General features: G+C 41.4%; 24 protein-coding genes and 1 other annotated feature. Of the genes, 20 read left to right on the forward strand and 4 right to left on the reverse strand.

The window, feature by feature from the left end; genetic code table 11:
• Window positions 1-39 precede the first annotated feature (39 nt).
• Window positions 40-1,140, reverse strand: a complete 1,101-nt coding sequence (gene bilR / locus DAHG_RS02505; RefSeq protein WP_022936740.1) for a bilirubin reductase — start codon at window positions 1,138-1,140, stop codon at window positions 40-42.
• A 245-nt stretch (window positions 1,141-1,385) separates the two neighbouring features.
• On the opposite strand from bilR, the gene DAHG_RS02510 reads away from it, so the two are divergent.
• The 8 genes from DAHG_RS02510 to DAHG_RS02545 all read left to right on the forward strand — a co-directional run bounded on the left by DAHG_RS02510 (window position 1,386) and on the right by DAHG_RS02545 (window position 7,453).
• Window positions 1,386-2,147 carry a helix-turn-helix domain-containing protein gene (locus DAHG_RS02510; protein WP_022936741.1) on the forward strand — a complete coding sequence of 254 codons (762 nt, stop codon included), beginning with the start codon at window positions 1,386-1,388 and terminating at the stop codon, window positions 2,145-2,147.
• A 124-nt stretch (window positions 2,148-2,271) separates the two neighbouring features.
• Complete coding sequence (locus tag DAHG_RS02515; RefSeq protein ID WP_022936742.1) at window positions 2,272-3,024, forward strand: sigma-E processing peptidase SpoIIGA; 753 nt, start codon at window positions 2,272-2,274, stop codon at window positions 3,022-3,024.
• Window positions 2,999-3,697, forward strand: a complete 699-nt coding sequence (gene sigK, locus DAHG_RS02520; protein ID WP_022936743.1) for an RNA polymerase sporulation sigma factor SigK — start codon at window positions 2,999-3,001, stop codon at window positions 3,695-3,697. The genes DAHG_RS02515 and sigK overlap by 26 nt, the downstream gene beginning before the upstream one ends.
• Window positions 3,698-3,754: 57 nt before the next feature.
• Window positions 3,755-4,663 carry a DMT family transporter gene (locus DAHG_RS02525; RefSeq protein WP_022936744.1) on the forward strand — a complete coding sequence of 303 codons (909 nt, stop codon included), beginning with the start codon at window positions 3,755-3,757 and terminating at the stop codon, window positions 4,661-4,663.
• Between the two features lie 67 nt (window positions 4,664-4,730).
• Window positions 4,731-5,195, forward strand: a complete 465-nt coding sequence (locus DAHG_RS02530; protein WP_022936745.1) for a zinc ribbon domain-containing protein — start codon at window positions 4,731-4,733, stop codon at window positions 5,193-5,195.
• Window positions 5,196-5,314: 119 nt separating this feature from the next.
• Window positions 5,315-5,740: a hypothetical protein gene (locus tag DAHG_RS02535; RefSeq protein WP_022936746.1), complete on the forward strand. Its 426-nt coding sequence runs from the start codon at window positions 5,315-5,317 to the stop codon at window positions 5,738-5,740.
• A gap of 49 nt (window positions 5,741-5,789) precedes the next feature.
• Window positions 5,790-6,569 (forward strand): hypothetical protein, encoded by a 780-nt coding sequence (locus tag DAHG_RS02540; RefSeq protein ID WP_022936747.1) that lies wholly within the window; start codon window positions 5,790-5,792, stop codon window positions 6,567-6,569.
• Window positions 6,566-7,453 carry a hypothetical protein gene (locus DAHG_RS02545; protein ID WP_022936748.1) on the forward strand — a complete coding sequence of 296 codons (888 nt, stop codon included), beginning with the start codon at window positions 6,566-6,568 and terminating at the stop codon, window positions 7,451-7,453. Before DAHG_RS02540 ends, DAHG_RS02545 begins: the two co-directional genes overlap by 4 nt.
• Before the next feature lie 128 nt (window positions 7,454-7,581).
• On the opposite strand, the gene DAHG_RS02550 is transcribed toward DAHG_RS02545, so the two are convergent.
• Window positions 7,582-7,770: a hypothetical protein gene (locus DAHG_RS02550; RefSeq protein ID WP_022936749.1), complete on the reverse strand. Its 189-nt coding sequence runs from the start codon at window positions 7,768-7,770 to the stop codon at window positions 7,582-7,584.
• Between the two features lie 288 nt (window positions 7,771-8,058).
• On the opposite strand from DAHG_RS02550, the gene DAHG_RS02555 reads away from it, so the two are divergent.
• The 6 genes from DAHG_RS02555 (at window position 8,059) to ileS (ending at window position 13,856) form a co-directional block, all read left to right on the forward strand.
• Window positions 8,059-8,835, forward strand: a complete 777-nt coding sequence (locus DAHG_RS02555) for a SigB/SigF/SigG family RNA polymerase sigma factor (protein ID WP_022936750.1) — start codon at window positions 8,059-8,061, stop codon at window positions 8,833-8,835.
• A 47-nt stretch (window positions 8,836-8,882) separates the two neighbouring features.
• Window positions 8,883-9,143, forward strand: coding sequence for a hypothetical protein (locus DAHG_RS02560; protein WP_022936751.1), 261 nt, complete (start codon window positions 8,883-8,885; stop codon window positions 9,141-9,143).
• Between the two features lie 90 nt (window positions 9,144-9,233).
• A complete protein-coding gene (locus DAHG_RS02565; protein WP_022936752.1) occupies window positions 9,234-9,635 on the forward strand; it encodes a cell division protein SepF in 402 nt (133 codons plus the stop codon).
• The gene (locus tag DAHG_RS02570; RefSeq protein ID WP_022936753.1) at window positions 9,625-10,383 is read left to right on the forward strand and encodes a YlmH/Sll1252 family protein; all 759 of its coding nucleotides are present in this window, start codon (window positions 9,625-9,627) and stop codon (window positions 10,381-10,383) included. The genes DAHG_RS02565 and DAHG_RS02570 overlap by 11 nt, the downstream gene beginning before the upstream one ends.
• A 12-nt stretch (window positions 10,384-10,395) precedes the next feature.
• The gene (locus tag DAHG_RS02575; protein WP_022936754.1) at window positions 10,396-10,854 is read left to right on the forward strand and encodes a DivIVA domain-containing protein; all 459 of its coding nucleotides are present in this window, start codon (window positions 10,396-10,398) and stop codon (window positions 10,852-10,854) included.
• A 2-nt stretch (window positions 10,855-10,856) separates the two neighbouring features.
• Window positions 10,857-11,064 (forward strand) — a binding site (T-box leader).
• Window positions 11,065-11,102: 38 nt separating this feature from the next.
• The gene (gene ileS / locus DAHG_RS02580) at window positions 11,103-13,856 is read left to right on the forward strand and encodes an isoleucine--tRNA ligase (RefSeq protein ID WP_022936755.1); all 2,754 of its coding nucleotides are present in this window, start codon (window positions 11,103-11,105) and stop codon (window positions 13,854-13,856) included.
• A gap of 132 nt (window positions 13,857-13,988) precedes the next feature.
• On the opposite strand, the gene DAHG_RS02585 is transcribed toward ileS, so the two are convergent.
• Entirely contained in the window at window positions 13,989-14,450 is a 462-nt protein-coding gene (locus DAHG_RS02585) for a hypothetical protein (protein WP_022936756.1), read from the reverse strand.
• A 52-nt stretch (window positions 14,451-14,502) separates the two neighbouring features.
• Entirely contained in the window at window positions 14,503-15,117 is a 615-nt protein-coding gene (locus DAHG_RS02590) for a CpXC domain-containing protein (RefSeq protein WP_022936757.1), read from the reverse strand.
• A gap of 147 nt (window positions 15,118-15,264) precedes the next feature.
• Between DAHG_RS02590 and rlmN the strand changes: the two genes are divergently transcribed.
• From rlmN to DAHG_RS02620, 6 genes are read left to right on the forward strand one after another with little or no spacing between them, the layout of a single operon-like run.
• Entirely contained in the window at window positions 15,265-16,314 is a 1,050-nt protein-coding gene (rlmN, locus tag DAHG_RS02595) for a dual-specificity RNA methyltransferase RlmN (protein WP_022936758.1), read from the forward strand.
• Window positions 16,314-17,057: a Stp1/IreP family PP2C-type Ser/Thr phosphatase gene (locus tag DAHG_RS02600; protein WP_022936759.1), complete on the forward strand. Its 744-nt coding sequence runs from the start codon at window positions 16,314-16,316 to the stop codon at window positions 17,055-17,057. The genes rlmN and DAHG_RS02600 overlap by 1 nt, the downstream gene beginning before the upstream one ends.
• Window positions 17,050-18,732 carry a Stk1 family PASTA domain-containing Ser/Thr kinase gene (gene pknB / locus DAHG_RS02605; protein ID WP_022936760.1) on the forward strand — a complete coding sequence of 561 codons (1,683 nt, stop codon included), beginning with the start codon at window positions 17,050-17,052 and terminating at the stop codon, window positions 18,730-18,732. Before DAHG_RS02600 ends, pknB begins: the two co-directional genes overlap by 8 nt.
• 1 nt (window position 18,733) lies before the next feature.
• Window positions 18,734-19,597, forward strand: coding sequence for a ribosome small subunit-dependent GTPase A (rsgA, locus tag DAHG_RS02610; protein WP_022936761.1), 864 nt, complete (start codon window positions 18,734-18,736; stop codon window positions 19,595-19,597).
• Between the two features lie 3 nt (window positions 19,598-19,600).
• Window positions 19,601-20,266 (forward strand): ribulose-phosphate 3-epimerase, encoded by a 666-nt coding sequence (rpe, locus tag DAHG_RS02615; RefSeq protein WP_022936762.1) that lies wholly within the window; start codon window positions 19,601-19,603, stop codon window positions 20,264-20,266.
• Window positions 20,254-20,847, forward strand: coding sequence for a thiamine diphosphokinase (locus tag DAHG_RS02620; RefSeq protein WP_022936763.1), 594 nt, complete (start codon window positions 20,254-20,256; stop codon window positions 20,845-20,847). Before rpe ends, DAHG_RS02620 begins: the two co-directional genes overlap by 13 nt.
• Window positions 20,848-20,930 lie beyond the last annotated feature (83 nt).

Here is a 20,930-nt window from a genome sequence, read left to right on the forward strand (position 1 = left end):
TTTTTCTTTATTTATTGGTTTAATGTTTAACTGGAATTTTCAGTTTTTATCATAGATGCAGCGTGTGCCCTGATGAGCCTGCATGCCGCCCAGACATTTCTTGTTGCAGGCCATGCAGTAATGAATTTCATTTTCACGTCCGGCATTGACTTTATTCAGCCATTGATCATCAGCTAACAGCTGCCGGCTCATTGCGGCTAATTGAATGCGTCCTTCAGACAGCTGTTTTTCAATCATATCAGGATGTGTCAGACGGCCGACGCCGCATAAGGGTTTATCACTTAATTCACGCACCTCATCACAATACTTCAGAAAGCAGCCTTCCGTTTTGAAGTATGGGTGGGTTAAGGGCGGTATTGTATCAGATAAGTCAGAATGATTTGCTAAAGCAACATGAAAAGCATCAGCACCGGCGGCTTCAAGCAGCGGCACGAAAACAGCTAATTCACTTTCTAATACACCGGCATTGCCGTAATGGGGATTTTCCTGACGAATTGCCAGCTTATAATCGATAGGCATATCGGGTACAGCTTCACGCACCGCCATGATTGCTTCACAGGCAAAACGGGCGCGATTTTCAGGACTGCCGCCATATTCATCAATGCGATGATTATAAATGCTTGAAGACATACTGCCGCACATGCGGTCGCCATGGATCTGAATGATATCAAAGCCAGCCTTCTGCGCCAGTTTTGCCGCCTCGCCAAACTGTTTAATAATTGTTTTGATTCGATCAATCGGCATTGAGGTTATATAATCCGCAGTCAGATCATTCAGTAAAGCGCGCAATTGATTTGGCGAATAACGGCCAGCTTTAATATCCGGCATATATTTCATCATACCCTTAATGTCAGAATCAGACATATGCAGCTGAGCCGCGGCTAACGCGCCGAATTCATGGATATGCGTTATCAGTTTTTGATAGGTTATAAAGCCATTTTCTTCAAATAGGGAAGACCCGCGCGCCGGTTCAATAGCAACATCGCCAAGAATGATCAAGGCAGCTCCGCCCTTGGCTATACGTCCCAGCTTTTCCATTGCTTCATTGGCTGAAAGTCCCAATGTCGTAGGGGCAAATACAAGCCGGTTTTTAAGTATTACGCCTCGCAGTGTAAAAGGTGAATTTAAAAAATCGTACATTCTTTATCTCCAATCCGCTGATCCTTTGATCAGAACTTTATTTATTGAGAAGTATTTGACTTTTATGAAGCATAAGCTTGTCAATAAATACTTGACAAAGTCAATAATACACCTTTATATGACTAAGTCAAGTAATTTGGTATTGGATTGAAGAACAAGGGATTCTAAAGCTTAAAAAGGGATATCTACCGACAGTCGATTGTAATTTTTGTCTATGCACGGTACTATTTTAGCGAGGTGATACAATGGTACAGATCGACAATCAGAAAATCGGCGCTTTCATTGCGGCAAAGCGTAAAGAAGGGAATATGACACAGAAGGAGTTAGGAGATAAGCTGTTTGTATCCGATAAGACGGTAAGTAAATGGGAGCGCGGCTTAAGCATTCCTAATGTGGTTTTATTGATTCCGCTTGCCGAGGTCTTGCATGTCAGCGTTACTGAGCTTTTGCGGGGTGAACAGATCAATGAGGATCAGGTATTGAATGCTGATGAGGTAGAGCGTTTAGTTACTGATTCTTTGGACTTAACGCTGCAGCATACGATAAAACAAAGACGTCAGGGCTGGCGGCTGGCTTATTTGATCTGCCTTTTAATTGGGGCTGCTGAAATTACTTTACTGCTGCGGATCGGCTTGACATGGCATGCATTAGCGGAAAATGTTTTGCTGTTTATGGGCATGATGTATTTGTTTGCCGGCTGGTTCTGCTTCTTTGCCAAAGAACTGCTGCCAAGCTATTATGATGAAAATAAGATTAATTATTATGCGCAGGGTGTTTTTCGCATCCATCTGGCAGGTCTGCGATTTAATAATAGTAATTGGCCGATTATCAGCATTGTTATGAAAGCCGGCATGCTTTTAGGCGCGCTTCTTTATCCATTCATTTGCTTAGTGAGCGTCACATATTTTGGCATCGCTTTTTGGGATACAATAAAAATTTTTGTGATGTTTGGTTTATTGCTTGCATTGCTGCTTGCTGTTTATGCGGCTGGCAAGAAATATGAATAAGAAGGGCTGATATTTGAAGAATCAAAGGGAGGTGCTTGTGTCAAGCATCTTTTTGCTTTTCTGTTATAAAAAATCCGACAAACTTTACTGAGCGCTTCCATTATACTCATAGGGGAGGTGAAACATGGAAAGTTATGTGGAGGTTGCTTTCATTCAAGCGCTTCTGGTCAATCTGGTAAGTGTGCTGACTGCCCTCTATGCGGCGGCCTATCCGCTGGCCTTAAGAAAATGTGTGAGCTATGCGGTTTTACTTGCGGCCCTTGCCAGCTTTTGTTTCCATCCTTGGGCTGCTGCTTTGCTGCTGATCATCGAAGGGCTGTGCGCCTGGCTGTTTTTTCGATATCGGCTCAGCGCTTATTTCGCATCAATCGCTCTGCGCCTATTGATAACTGGCAGCTGTTTCAAGCTGGCCGGCGGCAGTATCTATAACTTTACATGGTTTCCGCCCCTTGATTATAATCCGTTTTTGATCTGGCTGCTTTTGCTGATCATATTAGCGGCTTTGATTATGAAATGGGGACATACTTTGAACCAGCTGGCTTTTGTCTATGCGGTTGAATGCTGTTCACTGACGCTTCGCGGTTACTTAGACAGCGGCAATAACTGTGTGATTCAAGGCTATCCCGTCATGTTTGTACGTCCTAAAGTTTTTGAAAAAATCAAAGGCAGAGACATAATCAAGGGAAAAATGCATACATTGTCTAATGAAGTAGAAATAGAAGGAAAATTGAGTGATGTCAGGGTCAAAGGAGGAAATTGGATGAGTGTAATGGTAGTTGTTGGTGATCAGCATTTCCCGATGCAGGCAGACTGCTTGCTGAATCTGCGGCAGATAAGTGAGGTGGATAAACATGAAATTCATAAAACGAATCTTTGATTTTTTATTTCGGGAAAAGGCTGAGCAGGAGGTTTATTACATTCAGGGAAGTGATGTACTGCCGCAGCCGTTAAGCGCACAGGAAGAAAAGGAAGCAATCAAACGCTGGGAAGATGGCGATCTTGAAGCCCGCAATCTGCTTGTGGAACATAATCTTCGATTGGTTGTTTACATAGCCAAACGTTATGAAACCAACCCGATTTTTATGGAAGATCTGATCAGTATCGGTTCCATTGGTCTGATTAAAGCGGTGAACACCTTTAAGAGTGATAAAAATATTAAGTTAGTAACTTATGCGTCCCGCTGTATTGAAAATGAAATTCTGATGTTTTTGCGCAAGAAAAGCAAACGGCGCAGTGAAGTATCGCTGGATGAACCGCTGAATGTCGATTATGACGGCAATGAATTACTGCTGAGTGATATTATCGGTACAGATGATGATTTAGTAACTAAGGAATTTGAAAAGAATGAAAATAAACGTGAGCTGCTGAAGGCAATGGATTCCTTGAAGGACAGAGAAAAGCTGATTTTACAGATGCGCTATGGCATTGAACATGATGAATGTACACAAAAGGATATCGCGCAAAAGCTTGGTATTTCACAAAGCTATATCTCCAGACTTGAAAAAAGAATTATCGCTCAGCTTAAAGTGCAGCTGAATCATACAAAATAGATTGTTGATCCCCTTATTTTGTGCTAAACTATTCGCAATATTATGCGGAGGTTAGATATGAAACAAAAGGGGATTTTTTATACGATATTATCAGCGGTTTCTTTTGGCATCATGCCATTGCTTTGCTCACAGGCTTATGATTTGGGAGCCAATGCGGAAACGCTTGTATTTTTGAGAAATGTATTTGCGATTATGATCCTTTTTGTGCTGATGAAACAAAAGCACATTTCCTTTGCTATCAGCCGCAAGGATTTTAAGAATACGGCTCTGGTCGGCATCTTTGGCATAACGCTTACCGCTTTGCTGCTGTATAATGCTTATTCTTATATTTCACTGGGAACAGCGACGACCCTGCACTTCCTTTATCCCGCCTTTGTAGCTTTGATTAATTATGTGTTTTATAAAGAACATTTAGCAAAGTCAACGGTGTTGGTGCTGCTGGCTGCAACGCTGGGCATCTTCTTCTTTTTTGAACCGGGCAATGGTAATTCTTCAATAGGTATCCTTCTAGCTATCGCCTCCAGCATCTCCTACGCGTTTTATATGACGGGTGTGGAACGGCGCCGCTTAAATCAGTTAAATTCATACAAGCTGACATTTTATCTGGCGCTGATTGCCTGCTTTGTAATGTTTTTCTACAATTTAGTGTTAAATAAGATGGTTTGGCAGCTGCCGCTTGCCGCTTATGGGTATGCTTTTTTGATTGGTTTTGGCTGTTCGTTTTTTGCGGTATTTACTTTACAGCTAGGCATTAAGTATCTGGGTGCTTCTACGGCGGCTATTTTCTGTATGTTTGAGCCAGTGACGGCAGTGCTTGCGGAATGGATGTTATTCGGCGAGGCATTAAGCGTTAGTAAAATCATAGGCTGTCTGTTGATTTTGGGAGCGGTGAGCGTACTGATTTTATTGGATAAAAAGCAGTCATCAGCAAGCCGGGAAGAGCTGATTGAACAATTTGCGGATTAAAACGCAACAAGGGGTTGCTTGCCGGGCAGTTTTGGCAATGATAGAATGAGATAAAGGAGGCATTATCATGGAAACAAAAGAGGTAATCCTTGATTTACGCAAAAAACTGAAATTGTCTCAGGATGAATTTGCGGCTAGATTATTTGTCACAAGACAGGCAGTCTCACGCTGGGAGACAGGCGAAACGATTCCCAATGTTGATACGTTAAAGCTGATTGCGAAAACCTTTGACATCTCTGTGGATGAACTATTGGGTCAGCCAGTCAGCATTTGTCAAAGCTGCGGTATGACAATGACGAAGGAAAGTGATTTAGGGAGTGAAAGTGATGGCCGCCGTTCTCACGAATACTGCGCGTTTTGTTATCAGCACGGCGCCTTTACAGCAGATCTGACAATGGCTGAATTGGCTGAACAGAATTTACAATCACTGGCTGAATGGAATAAAGAAAACAACTTGAACCTGAATGTTGAAGAAGCGAGAGAACAATTATTGGCGTATCTGCCGACATTAAAGCGCTGGCAGGGGAAATAAATCTATGAGAATGGGCATTTAATGCTCATTTTTTTGTGTTACCCGCTTTGATGCAGTATAATAAAAATATAGAAAACAATGAATGAATTATTTATTGTTGGACAGTGGGAGGAATGTGTATGAAGAAGTACCTTATATTAAGTATTGCTGCAGTTATTCTATTTACCTCCGTATATTTCTACATCACTTTTAATCAAAATCCTATAACGCTTAATATTTATATTGAACCAACAAATATTTCCGAACAGAATATCAGTACGGTAACCTTTTGTACAGAGTATGATCAGAATGCGAAATTCAGTCAGACCATTGACGCGGATTTAATTCTTCAGCTGATGGAATTAGCACCTGAAGGCAACCCTAATAATCAGACGCCGTCAGCGAAAAATCATTGTACAAGTGAGACAAAGATATTGATTGATATGAACAAAACAACAAATGATGAGCTGATTGATCTATTAGCTCAAAAGGAAATTTTATATGGTATTGATGATAAAAAGGGCACGATAATTATCGAGAAGGATATGATTCACGTTTTGGATTAAATATAAAATATATTAAGATAGAGTATAGACCCTGAAAGGGGAGGGTTTAATGAAACGATATATTTTGGTCATGCTTGGCTTTTTGTTATTCAATTCCTCAGCATTATCTCAAAACGATCTACACAAGATTCATCCGGAAAATGATTATGTCTACTATTTAGATGCGGCAGTTGAAAATGAAACAGAAGGTGACTGGTTCAAAACAAGGACCGGTTCATTTTACTTGCCTTTTATCAATGTTGATAATGAAGAAGTATCCAAATTTAATCAGAATCTTGAATTATTGTATTATACATTTTATCCATATGTGGTAAATCATACGGATGATGAACAGGTGTATATTTTAGAAGCAAAGCAATTTCAATCAGAGGACATGGTAACTGTATTATTTAAGTTCATTAGAACTTACAACTATTATGATAGTATCATAGACACGGCTTTCACAATATTGCCTGTTAATATTGATTTAAATAATAATCGCATACTTACCCAAGAAGAAGTATTAAAGCGTTCAGGCTACACTATGTCTGAAATGATTGACTATATCGAAAAACAGATCTTGTTGAAGGGATATTATATTAATGAAACAAATGTATTTCCTTTAGAATTAGAGGACGGAGTTTTGCTTTGGGATAAATATACTCACCACTTACAACAATCACAGCGGCTTGAGTATTTTAATAGTTCTCCTACTATTCATTTGTTTTTTGATGATAACGGTCAGCTTAATATTATCGTGCCAATCAAGAGTATGCGTAATCAATTTATTAATCACCAGCCTGTTTATTATGAAAGCTTTGTTATGCCGATAAAGGAGGAAGCAGAATGAAATATTTAATAATTTTTCTGCTTCTGATGCTAAGCGGCTGTCAAAGTAGTGTAAATCATATAAATGTACGGCAGAAAGCTATTCAGCCAGTGTATGTATTATTAAAAGTGGATAAAAACAAACGGCTTTTCAGTACAGAGATTACCCCGCAAAATCAGGTGCAGCTAATAAACTCTTCCTCTGAAAAAGATGCGGTGAAAATAATTCCTGATCAAGAATATGTGTTTGTTTATAATGTTGCACAAGAAAGTACAGGTGTCTGCGAGGATTGGCTGAATTGTACAACCGGTGCTTTCATCTATCCATTCATCAATATCAATAATGAAGAAGCTTCACAAGTGAATCAAATGACATATCGCAGAGTAAGCGGAACTTATCAAAAAGACAAATTTATAGAAAATGATATAAAGGCAGTCCATGAATTTAAAACATATGAGAATGATCATTGCTTATCTGTGTTATTGAAATGGCAGAGTTTCTATTCAAAAGCAGCTGGTGGTATGTGGAATATTGATGATGATCGAATTTTTATAGCCTATAATTATGATTTTAGCACGCATAAAACATTATCAAATCTTGATTTATTAGCTACGTTTGGTTATACGGCGGAAACCTATGAAGAGAAGATAACTGAACAATTAGCGGAAATGGGAATTAATGTAGTTGATATTCCATTGGGCGTTTTTGATAAAGATGTAGAAGAAAATGAACATTATGTTTACTATTCAACAGAAAAATATCACTGGTTTGATCCGTATGGTGTACAGCTCAATGAAGAAAGTTCTTGCCTTTATATTGATGAAAACGGTAAACTATCTGTGATTCTTGGGGTGAATATTGGTGAAGATGTTAATAAGCGATACTATATCAAAATGAATGTTTAAGTGAATCAATAGACAAAAATGGTCAGCTAATATGCCTGACCATTTGTTATTTATGCTGTAAATAAAAGAAAATGCCCTGATTGAATATCCTTAGCAAGTTAGTTTTTTCAATCAGTCAAATAAATTTTTCATTTCTTAGTTTTAAAGTTTTTAACAGCTGTGCCTATCACTATGCCAACAATCATCCCTAAAACAAGTCCTAAACACATAAATGTCCCCATCTTGCCCTGAGAAATGCCTGCAAAACAGCCTATTGCCAGTCCAGCCAGCATCCCTGTAAACATCCAAATTGTAACCAATTGATTATTGCTGTTCATAAATGCTCCTTTTGATTTATCAAGATTGCTTTACTTTAACGCTTTAAACAAATCTGATTGTATTTTCTCAATTATATAACTGCTGAAACAATCCGTCAATTGCGGTACAGCTTGCGTCTTATGCTATCATATTAAACAGCCAGCAGCTGCAAAATGCTAAGCATATTTTCCGCAATTATCCTCTTTGAATTTGGTTCCTGCTGCCGCTGTAAATAAAAGGAAATGCCCTGCCTGCTGAATATCCCTAACAACTTAAGGGGACAATGAAATCATGCAGGAGGGATCGTTGTGAGTCGTTATAAAGTAGATATTTGTGGCATCAACACAAATGAATTGAAGGTTTTAAATAATGCGGAAATGGTACGTTTGTTCCAAGCCTTGCAGGCGGGGGATCTAAGTGCCAAGGAAACATTAATTCAAGGTAATTTAAAACTGGTATTAAGCATTGTACAGCGTTTCGCATCGCGCTGTGATAATATGGATGATTTATTTCAGGTTGGCTGTATCGGCTTGATTAAATCAATCGATAATTTTGATTTAAAGCATGAGGTGCGTTTTTCGACTTATGCGGTACCGATGATTATGGGTGAAATTAAGCGCTATCTGCGTGATAATCAGGTCATGCGGGTATCTCGTCACTGCCGGGATTTGGCTTATCAGATCTTCAAAATAAAAGAAGCCTATATGCATGAAAACAGCTGTGAACCAAGCATTGAATATCTGGCGCAGGCGTGTGAGGTCAAAGTCAAGGATGTTGTGGAAGCATTGGATTCAGTACAGAGTGTCGTTTCTATTTTTGAGCCGATGTATAACAGTGACGGTGATGAGATGATGCTTGTTGATCAGATTAAGGACAGCAAGGATGAAATTGCTTTGCTGAATAATCTGCTGACTTTAAAGAAGAGTATGAAAAATCTTCAGCCTAAGGAATTAGAGATTCTGCGTAAACGCTATTTTCTCGACAATACGCAAAGTGAAATAGCCCGCGAAATGGGGATTTCACAGGCTCAGGTGTCAAGGCTGGAAAAGAGTGCGATTGCCTGTTTAAGAAAAGAATTTGATTAAACAGGAACTTTTTTTAAATTTCACCATAGACTAGAATAGGTGATCATATGAAGCTGAATGAATTGCTGCACAAAAAAGTAATCAGTGTTGACGGCAAGGAGCTTGGCCTGATCAGTGATATGGAGCTGGATCAGTGTCTTTGTGTAAAAACGATTTATGTCTGTGAAATAAAACGGGGAATTGCACGTTTTTTGCCATGGCTGTTTAATGACTGCTGTGAAAAGATTAATGTCGAACAGATTACCAATATCGGAGAAGATGTCATATTAGTGAAGAAAGAACGTGTCTTTGTCGATAAAAGTCGATGAAAATTCTGTGAAAGAAAGGAAAGTTTTGACTTTTCCTTTTTTTTATTGGAAGGGATATGATATAATGAAAAAGCATATGGAGGAGTCATTATGGGAATCAAAGATAAATTTAAAGAATTTATAGCTCCAATGGATGAAGATGAAGTACTGGAACTAGACCCTGAGGAAGTTCAGGCAATCAGTAAATACGAAGCACCTAAGTCTAAAGTTGTTTCTAATGCCAGTTTTGATACAAAAATGGTATTGTTTGAACCACGTTCTTTTGATGAGGCTCAAGAGATTGGACGCCGTTTAAAGGATAATAAAGCTGCCGTGATTAATTTACATAAGTTACAGCGTGATTATGCTCAGCGTACAATTGACTTTTTGACAGGTGTTGTTTTTGCACTTGATGGAACGATTCAGAAAATTGGTCAGAATGTTATCCTGTGCGCGCCGAAATCAATTGGTGTAAATGGTAAGATCAACGTTGATGGTGAAGATGAACAATGATTGGCTGATTCATTTTAAAGGATATGAAGAACAAGCAAAACGGTTTGATGATCTAGTAGATGCGGTTGTGTTTAAGCATCGTCAGATTATCACACCTTTTTTAAATGAACCTGAGCAGGAAGTGCTGAAGAAGGTTGTTGGCAGCCGCTGTTTTATGAAGCTTGACGGCGGTTATCCAGAAGCGGAGAAAAAACGGGCGCTGCTATGTTTTGATGAATCAGAAGATCAAAAAGTCGATCTGACACTTTTGAAGGCGGAGTATGCTCAGACCTATGTTAAGCTGAGTCATCGGGATGCGCTGGGTGCTTTGCTGAATATTGGCCTGCGCAGCGATCAGTTTGGTGATATCAGTGTTAAAGAGGGTGTGATTTATGTATATACTGTCAGTGAGGTAGCACAATATATTATTGATGAATGCCGTAAGATTGGCCGGGCTTCAATCCGCTTTAAAATCTGTGATCAGCCGGCTGTCATTGAAAAGGATATCCGCTGGATACAGAAAATTGTCTCCGGCAATCGTTTGGATACCTTGGTTGCTGCTTGCTGCAATTTGTCCAGAAGCAAGGCTGCGGCTTTGATTAAGGGCGGAAATGTGCAGGTGAATCATCTTCTGCTTGAAGATTGCAGCGCATTGTGCAATAATAATGCTGTGCTTTCAATCCGCGGATATGGACGTTTTATCTATAAAGGTATATGCAAGCAGACAAAAAAAGAGCACTATGTGATTGAACTGGGACTATTTCAGTAAGGGGTGAGCACAATGTCAAAGATACAATTTGAAATAATGCGTAACGGTTATAACCGCTATCAGGTCGATGATTGCATCGGGCGCATGAGTGATGACCTTGACGAACTGAAAAAAAAGCTGGAGCTGTATACGGATCGCTGTGAAACATTAGAAAAGCAATGTCAGGATATGAAAGAAAAATATACGACATTGTCAGGTGAACTGCGGATGAAGGAACAGGCGGCTGAAGATATCGCACGGATTGCTTTGCGTGAGGCAAATGTGATCGTAGCGACGGCCCAGGATAATGCGGATGTGATTATTCAGGAGGCATTGGCTTCGGCTAAGCAGATTCTGCTTGAAGTCAGCAAGCTTGGTGAAGAAACCGGTGAGGTAAAAAGCCGGATGATGGAACAGCTTGAAGAACTGACGAATGCATTGGAATCGTTTGAAGTTCCGCCGCTGCCGGATTTGAGTTTATTAAAAGATTAAAAGTAAAAGCTGTGAATAAGACGTGCCTTATGAATGAATGCATAGAGATCTGATGGCTGGTGGAAATCAGAGTGAAGTTCATATGGAGATCACTTAGGAGCTGATTTTCTGAATTGAGTAGGGAAATCCGTAAAGCCTTGCGTTATAGGGGAAAGAGTGCACAGTGCAAGCTGTGAACTAAGGTGGTACCACGTTGTCAGCGTCCTTAGATGAGGACGTTTTTTTATGTTTCAGGGAGGAAAAGAGAAATGGATTTTAAAGACACATTACTGATGCCCAAGACTGAATTTGAAATGAGAGGGAAACTGCCAAGCAAAGAACCAAAATTTCAAGAGCGTTGGGAATCAATGCATCTCTATGAGAAGATGCTGGAAAAAAGAGCGGGGGCAGAGGATTTTGTATTGCATGACGGGCCTCCGTATGCCAATGGCGCTATGCATATCGGTCATGCGCTGAATAAGACATTAAAGGATATTATCAATCGTTCTAAGTTTATGGAAGGCTACCGAGTTGATTTTGTGCCGGGCTGGGATACTCACGGCTTGCCAATTGAAAATGCGATGCAGAAGCTTGGTTATGACCGTAAGAAAATGGAATTAGCTGAATTCAGAAAGCACTGCTATGATTATGCGATGGAGCAGGTAGCGAATCAGATGAAGGATCAAAAGGCACTGGGTACAGTCGCTGATTATGATCATCCTTATATTACATTACAGAAGGAATTTGAAAGCCGCCAGATTGAGATTTTTGGCAAAATGGCGATGGATGGTTTAATTTATAAGGGGCTAAAGCCTGTTTATTGGTCACCATCCAGTGAAAGTGCGTTAGCTGAGGCTGAAATTGAGTATCATGATATCAAATCACCGACTATTTTCGTTAAGTTTAATGTTGAAGACGGCAAAGGCTTGCTGAATCCAGAAACGGACAGTTTTGTTATTTGGACAACAACCCCGTGGACTATCCCGGCGAATCTGGCAATCTGCTTAAATGAACGTCTGGAATACGCTTTAGTGAAGAGTGAAAAGGGTAATTTGGTTGTCTTAAAAGAATTGGTTGACAGCTTATGGGAAAAATTTGGTTTACAGGAAAAAGAAATCCTGAAAACATTTAAGGGCAAAGAGCTTGAAATGATTACGACCAAGCATCCGTTCTATGACCGCACCAGTGTGATTATTCTGGGTGATCATGTTACGGCGGAAGCTGGTACAGGCTGTGTACATACGGCTCCGGGACATGGTATGGATGACTTCATCGTTGGCTGTAAATATGGCTTGCCTGCCTTGTGTCCGGTAGATGAGCATGGCTGTCTGACGGCTGAGGCCGGTGATTTCTTAAAGGGTCAGTTTGTGGATGACGCCAATAAGACAGTTGTGATGAAATTGGATGAATTAGGCGCGTTGATGAAGATGGAATGGATCACTCACTCCTATCCGCATGACTGGCGTACCAAAAAGCCGATTATTTTCCGTGCAACGGATCAGTGGTTTGCTTCCATTGATAAGATTCGTGAAAAGCTGCTGGAACAAATCAAAGAAGTAAAATGGACACCGGCATGGGGTGAGACACGCCTTTACAACATGATTCGTGACCGCGGTGACTGGTGTATTTCCCGTCAGCGTGCATGGGGTGTGCCAATTCCTATTTTCTATGCTGAAGATAATACGCCGATTATGGATGAAAAGGTGTTTAAGCATGTAGCTGGCCTGTTCCGTGAATTCGGCAGTAATGTATGGTTTGAACGTGAAGCGAAGGATCTGCTGCCGGCAGGCTTTACGCATCCTGGTTCACCGAATAACCAATTCCGTAAAGAACTGGATACGATGGATGTTTGGTTTGACTCCGGTTCATCACATACTGGTGTATTAGTTGAACGCGGCATGAAATTCCCGTCAGATCTATATTTAGAAGGCAGTGATCAATACCGCGGCTGGTTTAATTCATCTTTAATTATTGCTGTTGCGATGTACGGTGTTGCACCTTATCGCCAAGTATTAAGCCATGGCTTTATTCTTGACGGCAAGGGTGAGAAAATGTCTAAATCAGGCGGTAATTCAGTATCACCGGAAAAGGTAATGAAACAGTATGGTGCTGATATTCTCCGCTTATGGGGCGCTTCTATCGATTATCAGGCAGATGTTCGTGTATCTGATGATATTTTGAAACAATGTGCGGAAAACTATCGTAAGGTTAGAAATACTTTCCGTTTCTTGTTAGCCAATATCAATCCTGAAGATTTCACGGAGCATGAACTGGTAGCTGTCAAGGATCTTACAGATATTGATCAATACATGATTATCAAGCTGAATGAAGTGATTGAAGAGGTTATCAAGAGCTATGATGAATTTGATTTTGCGAATGTAACCAGCACTTTAACAAATTACATGACGAATGAGCTGAGTGCTTATTATCTGGATTTCACAAAAGATATCCTGTATATTGAAGCGAAGAATGATCCGCGCCGCCGTCAGGTACAAAGTGTTTTAGCTATGTGCTGTGATGCGCTACTGCGTCTGTGGGCGCCGATTCTCGTTCATACAGCTGAAGAGATTAATGATTTCTTTAAGCCAGGCAGTGAAAGCATCCATCTGCAGACTTTCCCTAAGGCTGTGGAAATGGAAAATGCGGAAGCGATTAAAGCGAAGATGGAACGTCTGCTGCTGATTCGCTCGGATATTTTTAAGGCATTGGAAGAAGCCCGTGCTGAGAAGATTATCGGTAAATCATTGGAAGCTAAGGTTCTTGTGAATCTGAGTGAAGAAGATGCGAAAATCGTTGATGAAATGCTGGGCGGCAAGTTTGCACAATGGCTGATTGTCTCAGAAGCGGTATTGACAAATACAGCCCTGAAAGCCTATGAGGTATGTTCAGTTGCCGTTGAAAAGATGGACGGCATCGTATGTCCTCGCTGCTGGACTGTTCATAATGATACCAATGAGCATGGTCTGTGCGACCGCTGTGCTGAGGTTGTAAAGAGGGAATATCCTGAATTCAAACCTGAATAGAAATAAAAGAATCCTCTTGATAGGCTGGTGCCTGTCAGGAGGATTTTCTTGTTAAGAAAAAAGAACTGATTGACAGTTCTTAGCAAATAAAATATTGTTAGAATAATTTTGAATTTTCATATGAATAGCTGATTAGAGGAAACAGCGATTATTGCCAAACCATTCCTCTCTTTCAGATATCAGCCTTTTTAAAATCATTAATTTTTCAGCAAGCATCGCTTTCTTTTTAACCATGTCTTCATTATCGTAATCTACAAAGGCTGCCCATTCATCTAAATTCTGACTTATATCATCATAAAGCGCTTGGCAAAATTGCAGCATATTTGTATGAGAAAGCTCATTGATGACATCTTTTTTATTTAACGGATAGCGTTCATCATCTTCACATATAATATGACAGTTCCAGTAGCTTACAGTACATAAAAAGCGGTTTGGTTCTAAAAAGCCTTTAACACAAAATGGCAGCATTGTTTCAAGACCGTGGATTGCCTGCGTCACCCATTCGATTGCAATATCATCAAGATAACTCAATCCATACACAGAAGTTCCGGCTAATTGAAAATCACTCCAGCCATGCATTGGTTTTGTCAGCATTAGTTCAGCCTCCCCTTAAATTGAGTGTTTATCCTCGCTTAGTTGATTTATGCTATTGGTTATTGCTGATTAAGAAGTTATTAAAGGTTTTCAGATTAATCAGCTGGAAATCATCGACCGCTTTGAATTTTAATCCCTTTGCTAATTCTTCATAAGCGTCTCTTGGATAACTGATAAAGGCATGCTCATGGCCGAGAATCTGAAAAGACAGCTTCTTATCGGAAAGGGCGGCAAAGTAGACGCCTTGACTCTTCTGAAGATTTTTCTCTTTCTGAAGCATAACCGCTTTAATTAATTCAATAACAATATCATTCAAATGATTTTCGAAAATCAAAATCTTTTCGATAAATTCAAAATAAGTACCGGCTATGCGGTATGTATAAGCTTTATCACTTGTATCCGGGAATGTCAGTTGGGCATTCTTACTTTCGTTAGGAATATAGTAAATCATGAAATGATTAGTTTTATCAGTATAAAGCAGCGGATAGTTTAAATGATACATCATCTTGCAATGCGGACATACAGCTTTAAATAATTTACCGGTCTTTACATCTTCTTTAAACTGCATCTCGGCATTCTCATCTATGGTAATGCTGTCCCAAAAAACAGCTTCTATGGCTTCCTGACAGGTTGGGCATTTTAATGTTTCTTTATGAAATTTACTCATTATTATTAATCTCCTTGTTCGTAATGATTATAACATAATGAGCTGGAGTTATCTATGCCGGCTGATTAAAGTCAAAGCTTAAGATTGTTTTGGCATTTTATTACGTTGATGATTGGAATTTATGGTAAAATATCTAAAGGTGATAAAATGAAAAGTTTATATGATTTAACCTTTAATCAGCTTCGTGATTTTTGTGTTGATCAGGGATGGAAAAAGTTCCGCGGTCAGCAAATTTTTGAATGGCTGTACCGCAAACGTGTCAACAGCATTGATGAAATGAGCGATCTGAGTTTAGATACAAGAGAAAAACTGAAAGAAATGTTTACGCTTGAAGCATGCGTCGTCAAGGAAAAACAAGTTTCAAAAGATGGCACAACAAAATATTTGTTTGAATTAAGTGACGGTTCGTTGATTGAAACGGTCATGATGGTGTATGAATTCGGCAAGAGTGTCTGTGTAACATCACAGGTTGGCTGCAACATGGGCTGTGATTTCTGTGCTTCTGGTTTATTGAAGAAGAAACGGAATCTAAGCAGCGGTGAAATCGTTGCCCAGGTGCTGGCGGTGCAGAAGGATCTTGATGCTGTGAATGATCGGGTGTCAAATATTGTAGTGATGGGTACCGGCGAGCCGTTTGATAATTTTGAGAATGTCATGGCTTTCTGTGAAATTGTCAACCATGACCGCGGGCTGGCTATCGGTGCTCGGCATCTGACGATTTCTACATGCGGTATTGTGCCGAAAATCAGAGAGTTTGCGAAGATGCAGGTACAGTATAATCTGGCTATATCGCTGCATGCGCCTAATGATGAGCTGCGCGATAAGCTGATGCCGATTAATAAGGCTTATCCGCTGAAAGAGCTGATGGCGGCGATTCGAGAATATTGTGAATTAAATAATCGGCGTTTAACGTTTGAATATATCTTACTAAGAGGAATTAATGATCAGGATAGTCATGCGGCTCAGTTGGCTAAGCTGATTCATGGCTTGAATGCGTATGTGAATTTGATTCCTTATAACGAAGTAGATGAACATGGTTATCGCAGTGTTGACCGCGCAAGCGCCATGCGTTTTTATGATAAGCTGATGAAGCAAGGTGTCCGTGCGACGATCCGCAAGGAGCATGGCGGCGATATTGACGCGGCCTGCGGTCAGCTTCGGGCGAAGCATGAGCAGCAGAGGATGGAGGGTGAGTAATGCATTTTTATGGAATGAGTGATATTGGCCTTGTACGCAGTGTCAATCAGGATAGCTTTTGTGCTACCTTTAATATCAATAACGACTTTATGGCCATTGTCTGTGATGGCATCGGCGGCGGTAAGGCCGGCGATGTGGCAAGCTCCTTGGCTGTTGAGAGTATGCGGGCCAGTTTTTTAAAGAATCCGAGCTTGAATAATGATGAGGATGTACAGCGCTGGCTGCATGAAACAATCAATGAAGTGAATGACGCGATTTTTACGCAATCGACAAGCAATCGTTCTCAGCATGGCATGGGTACGACGATGGTTGGCATATTAATTACCAGTTTAAATTCATATGTGTTTAATATCGGTGATTCAAGAGCCTATGCGATGTATGATGATCTGATTTGTCTGACCGAGGATCATAATCTTTTAAGCGACTTACTGCGCAGCGGTGAAGTGAGCCGGGAAACAGCGCATAATCATCCGCAGCGTCATGTGCTGACAAATGCCCTGGGTATATGGGATAATGTCCGGGTGGATATTGCCCGCATCAACAATGATTACAGTCAGCTGCTGATTTGCAGCGATGGTTTGCATGGCTATGTCAAGGAAGGGGTAATCCATGAGATTCTGCTGATGAATGAGGGAATCAAGGTTCGCACCCGTAAGCTGATTGACAGTGCATTGGCAGAGGGCGGTTTGGATAATATTACGGTCATTCTGATTGATCAAAGAGAAGGTGACCTGAATGGATAAGATGATTGCCGAGCGTTATCAAATCATTAAATCATTGGGAGAGGGCGGCATGGCTGATGTCTATTTAGCTGTCGATACGATTTTAAACCGTGAGGTAGCGATTAAAATGCTGCGCGGTGAGCTAAGTAATGACCCGGTAACCTTGCTGCGTTTTCAGCGGGAAGCGAATGCTGCCAGCAAGCTGAATCATCCCAATGTGGTTCAGGTGTATGATGTAGGCGAATATGAGGGCCGTCACTATATCGTGATGGAGCATGTGCGGGGACGGACGCTGAAACAGCTGATTCAGCTGCGCGGCGCTCTGCATAAGGAAGAAGCGGTCAATATCATGAAGCAGGTTGTATCGGCGGTTCAGCATGCGCATGAGCATCATATTATACACCGCGATATCAAGCCTCAGAATATTATGATCAAGGATGACGGCACCGTTAAAATCACCGATTTTGGTATCGCGCTGGCTCACGATGCCGTTCAGCTGACACAAAGCGATTCAGTGCTTGGTTCGGCTCACTATCTGGCACCGGAAACGACACGCGGTGAACCGGCTACCAATCAGATCGACATCTATGCCTTGGGCATCGTCTTCTATGAATTGCTGAGCGGTGATGTACCGTTCCATGGCGATAATCCGGTACAGATCGCGATGAAGCATTTAAGTGAAGAAATTCCAAGCATTCGTGAATTTAATCCATCACTGCCGCAGGCGGTTGAGAATATCATTATCAAGGCAACCGTTAAGAATCGCGCGCAGCGTTACAAAACCGCTCAGGAAATGTATGAGGATCTGTGCTGCTGTCTGCTTCCGGAATATGCGGATGTGCCTAAAACCACCTTTGATGAAGTTGTGAATGAGGGCGCTAAAACGATGGTGCTGTCACATGTCAGCGAGGCACCGGCTGAAAGTGAAAAGGAAGCACCGGCTGCCAATCGATTTATGAGTGTCGTCGGCGTGCTGCTAATTGCTATTACTATTGTCGCGACGGCAGCGATTATATACTTTTCAGGAATGTTTGGCAGTATGTTTGGCCCGGAAATGGTAAATATTATTGATGTGACGAATATGAATGTAGAACAGGCGCAGAATGAGCTTGTGGCCGCTGGTTTTGATGTTGTTATCAGTCAGCAGTATGAGAATTCAGATACGATTCCTGAAAATAATGTCATCCGCACCAATCCAAGCGTAAATACCGAGGCGGCAAAGGGTTCTACCGTTACGCTGACGATTTCCAAGGGCGCGCTGTTTACGGTTGAAGATTATACCGGCAGACAATTTGAAGAGGTTGAACAGCTGCTGCGTGAGAAGGGAATAAAGGTAACACCGGTTCAGGTTCAGAAGAATCCATCGGAAGTTGAAACAGGCACGATTATATCCCAGGATCTGCTTAAAGCGGGCGACCGTATCGATCCGTCAAGCCGCAATAATGTCATCCGTTTGGAATATGCTGTGGAGCCTGAATTTACAATGATTAACGTGGTGGGCTTATCCATTGAGGATGCGATGCGGCAGCTGATTGAAAAAGGGGCCACACCGATTCCTAACCAGCAGTCAACCGATGGATTAAGTGATGAGGAATTGATGAATATCGTTCCCGGAAAGGTAACAAAGACTGATCCTGCCCAAGGTACCTATTATAAACAGACCAAGGACAGTGTAATCGCTCTTTACTATTACTAATATGATTAAAGGAACAATTTTAAAAAATATATCCAATCAGTATATCGTGCTATTTGAAGATGGCACCAAGCAGCTCTGTGTTGCGATGGGAAAGCTCAGACAAGACCGCAAGCCGCTAGTCGGTGATCATGTATGGGTGGATGAATTTGACCATCAATTCGGTATTCAAAAGATTGAGGAACGTAAAAACTACTTGATTCGTCCGGCAATCGCCAATGTCGATCAGGCGGTAATCGTCATGTCCAGCAAAGATCCTGATTTTTCCACGGTGCTGATCGACCGGCTGATTTTTCAGATTGTCATGGCGAATATTACACCGGTACTCTGCGTCAGCAAAATGGATCTGGTAAGCGCTGATGATCCGATCCATGAAGCGATTGAAGATTATCGCCGCAGCGGTTATGAAGTATATGTCACCGGCCATGATTTTGATGAGAATGAACTAGTGGAATGCTTCAATGATAAAATATCGGTCTTAACCGGTCAAAGCGGTGCCGGCAAATCGAGTCTGCTGAACCGCATCAATCCGGAATTTGAATTAAATACTCAGGAGATCAGCAAGGCGTTAGGCCGCGGTAAGCATACGACACGGCATTGTGAGCTTTATGCTATCGGCAGCGGCTGGGTAGCGGACACACCGGGCTTCTCGTCTTTGGACTTTTCAAAAATGGATTTGTTGGAGCTGTCACATCGTCTGCCTGATTTTAAGGATGCAGCGATGCATTGCCGGTATCGTGACTGTGTGCATTTAAACGAGCCGGGCTGTGAGGTAAAGCAGGGTGTGGAGAATCAGCGTATTTCAGCAATCCGATATCAGAACTATGTAGACGTAGCGGCACTGATCAAGCAAGGCCGCAGGAGGTAATTTATGAGTGAATTAATCATTGCACCATCGATTTTATCGCTGGATTATTCAAAATTTGAATCACAGTGTGATGAATTGTGCGCCAGTGAAGCAAAATGGCTTCATTTCGATGTGATGGATGGACATTTTGTACCTAATCTGACATTTGGCCCGGATATTTTAAAAGGCTATAAGAAACGTTGTCCTGACTTAGTGATGGATGTGCATTTGATGGTTGAAGATCCGACTTTCTTTGCGCCGGTGTTTATCGATGCCGGTGCGGATGTGATCACCTTTCATTATGAAGTGTTTAACGATGAAGAAAAATGTATTGAGCTGGCAAGAAAGATTCATGCCTTGGGTGCTAAGGCAGGTATTTCCATCAAGCCAAAAACACTGGCTGAACGTTTAAAAAACATCCTTCCGGAAGTTGATTTAGTGCTGATTATGTCGGTAGAGCCGGGCTTTGGCGGTCAGGCATTCATGGCGGCGATGCTGGATAAGGTAAGGGTGCTGCGTCAGCAAATCGATGCGGATCAGTTAGCCTGTGTTATTGAAATTGACGGCGGCATCAAAGATCAGACCGGTAAATTGGCGGTTGACGCGGGTGTTGATGTTTTGGTAGCCGGCAGTTATGTATTTAAGGGCGATATCAAAGCCAATGTGCATACGTTAAAATGTCTCAAATAGTGCTTTTGGCCGGGTTGTGCAAACAAGTTCCCGCATTTGAACTGCCGCTGATCGGTATTGACCGCGGTGCGGTTACCGCCATGCGTTTGGGCTGTGAGCTGCTTGCGGCAATCGGTGACTTTGATTCCATCAGTGATGATGAGCTGCTTGAGCTTAAGGCCTATACGAAGGTGATACAGCTGAATACACACAAGAATGAGACTGACAGTGAAGCGGCAATCAACTACGCGCGTTCGCTTGGCTATGATGAGATCATTCTTTATGGCGGCTTAGGCGGCCGCATCGATCATGAATTGATTAATCTTTCATTACTGGTTAATCAAAGCAATATCACTCTGATGAATGAGCGTAACCGAATCCGCCTGATTGATCCTGGTACCTATCATCAGCAAAGGGACTATCACTATCTCTCTTTCATGCCGCTTGAGGAATGTGTGATTACACTGAAGGGTGTTGCGTATCCTTTAGATCATTGTATCGTTCATCCATGGGATACGTTTACCACCAGCAATGAAATTATCGATGAAGCAGAAATAATTGTTCATCAGGGGCGGCTGCTGATGATAGAATGTGATGATTAATGAAGGGCTAGGCGATTAGCCCTTTTCTTTTTGCCTGTGTTTAAAAAGACTGTCAACCTAGATGTCAGCAGTCAGTAACCGTA

The sequence above is a fragment of the Dielma fastidiosa genome (assembly GCF_000313565.1).
GTDB classification, from domain to species: domain Bacteria; phylum Bacillota_I; class Bacilli_A; order Erysipelotrichales; family Erysipelotrichaceae; genus Dielma; species Dielma fastidiosa.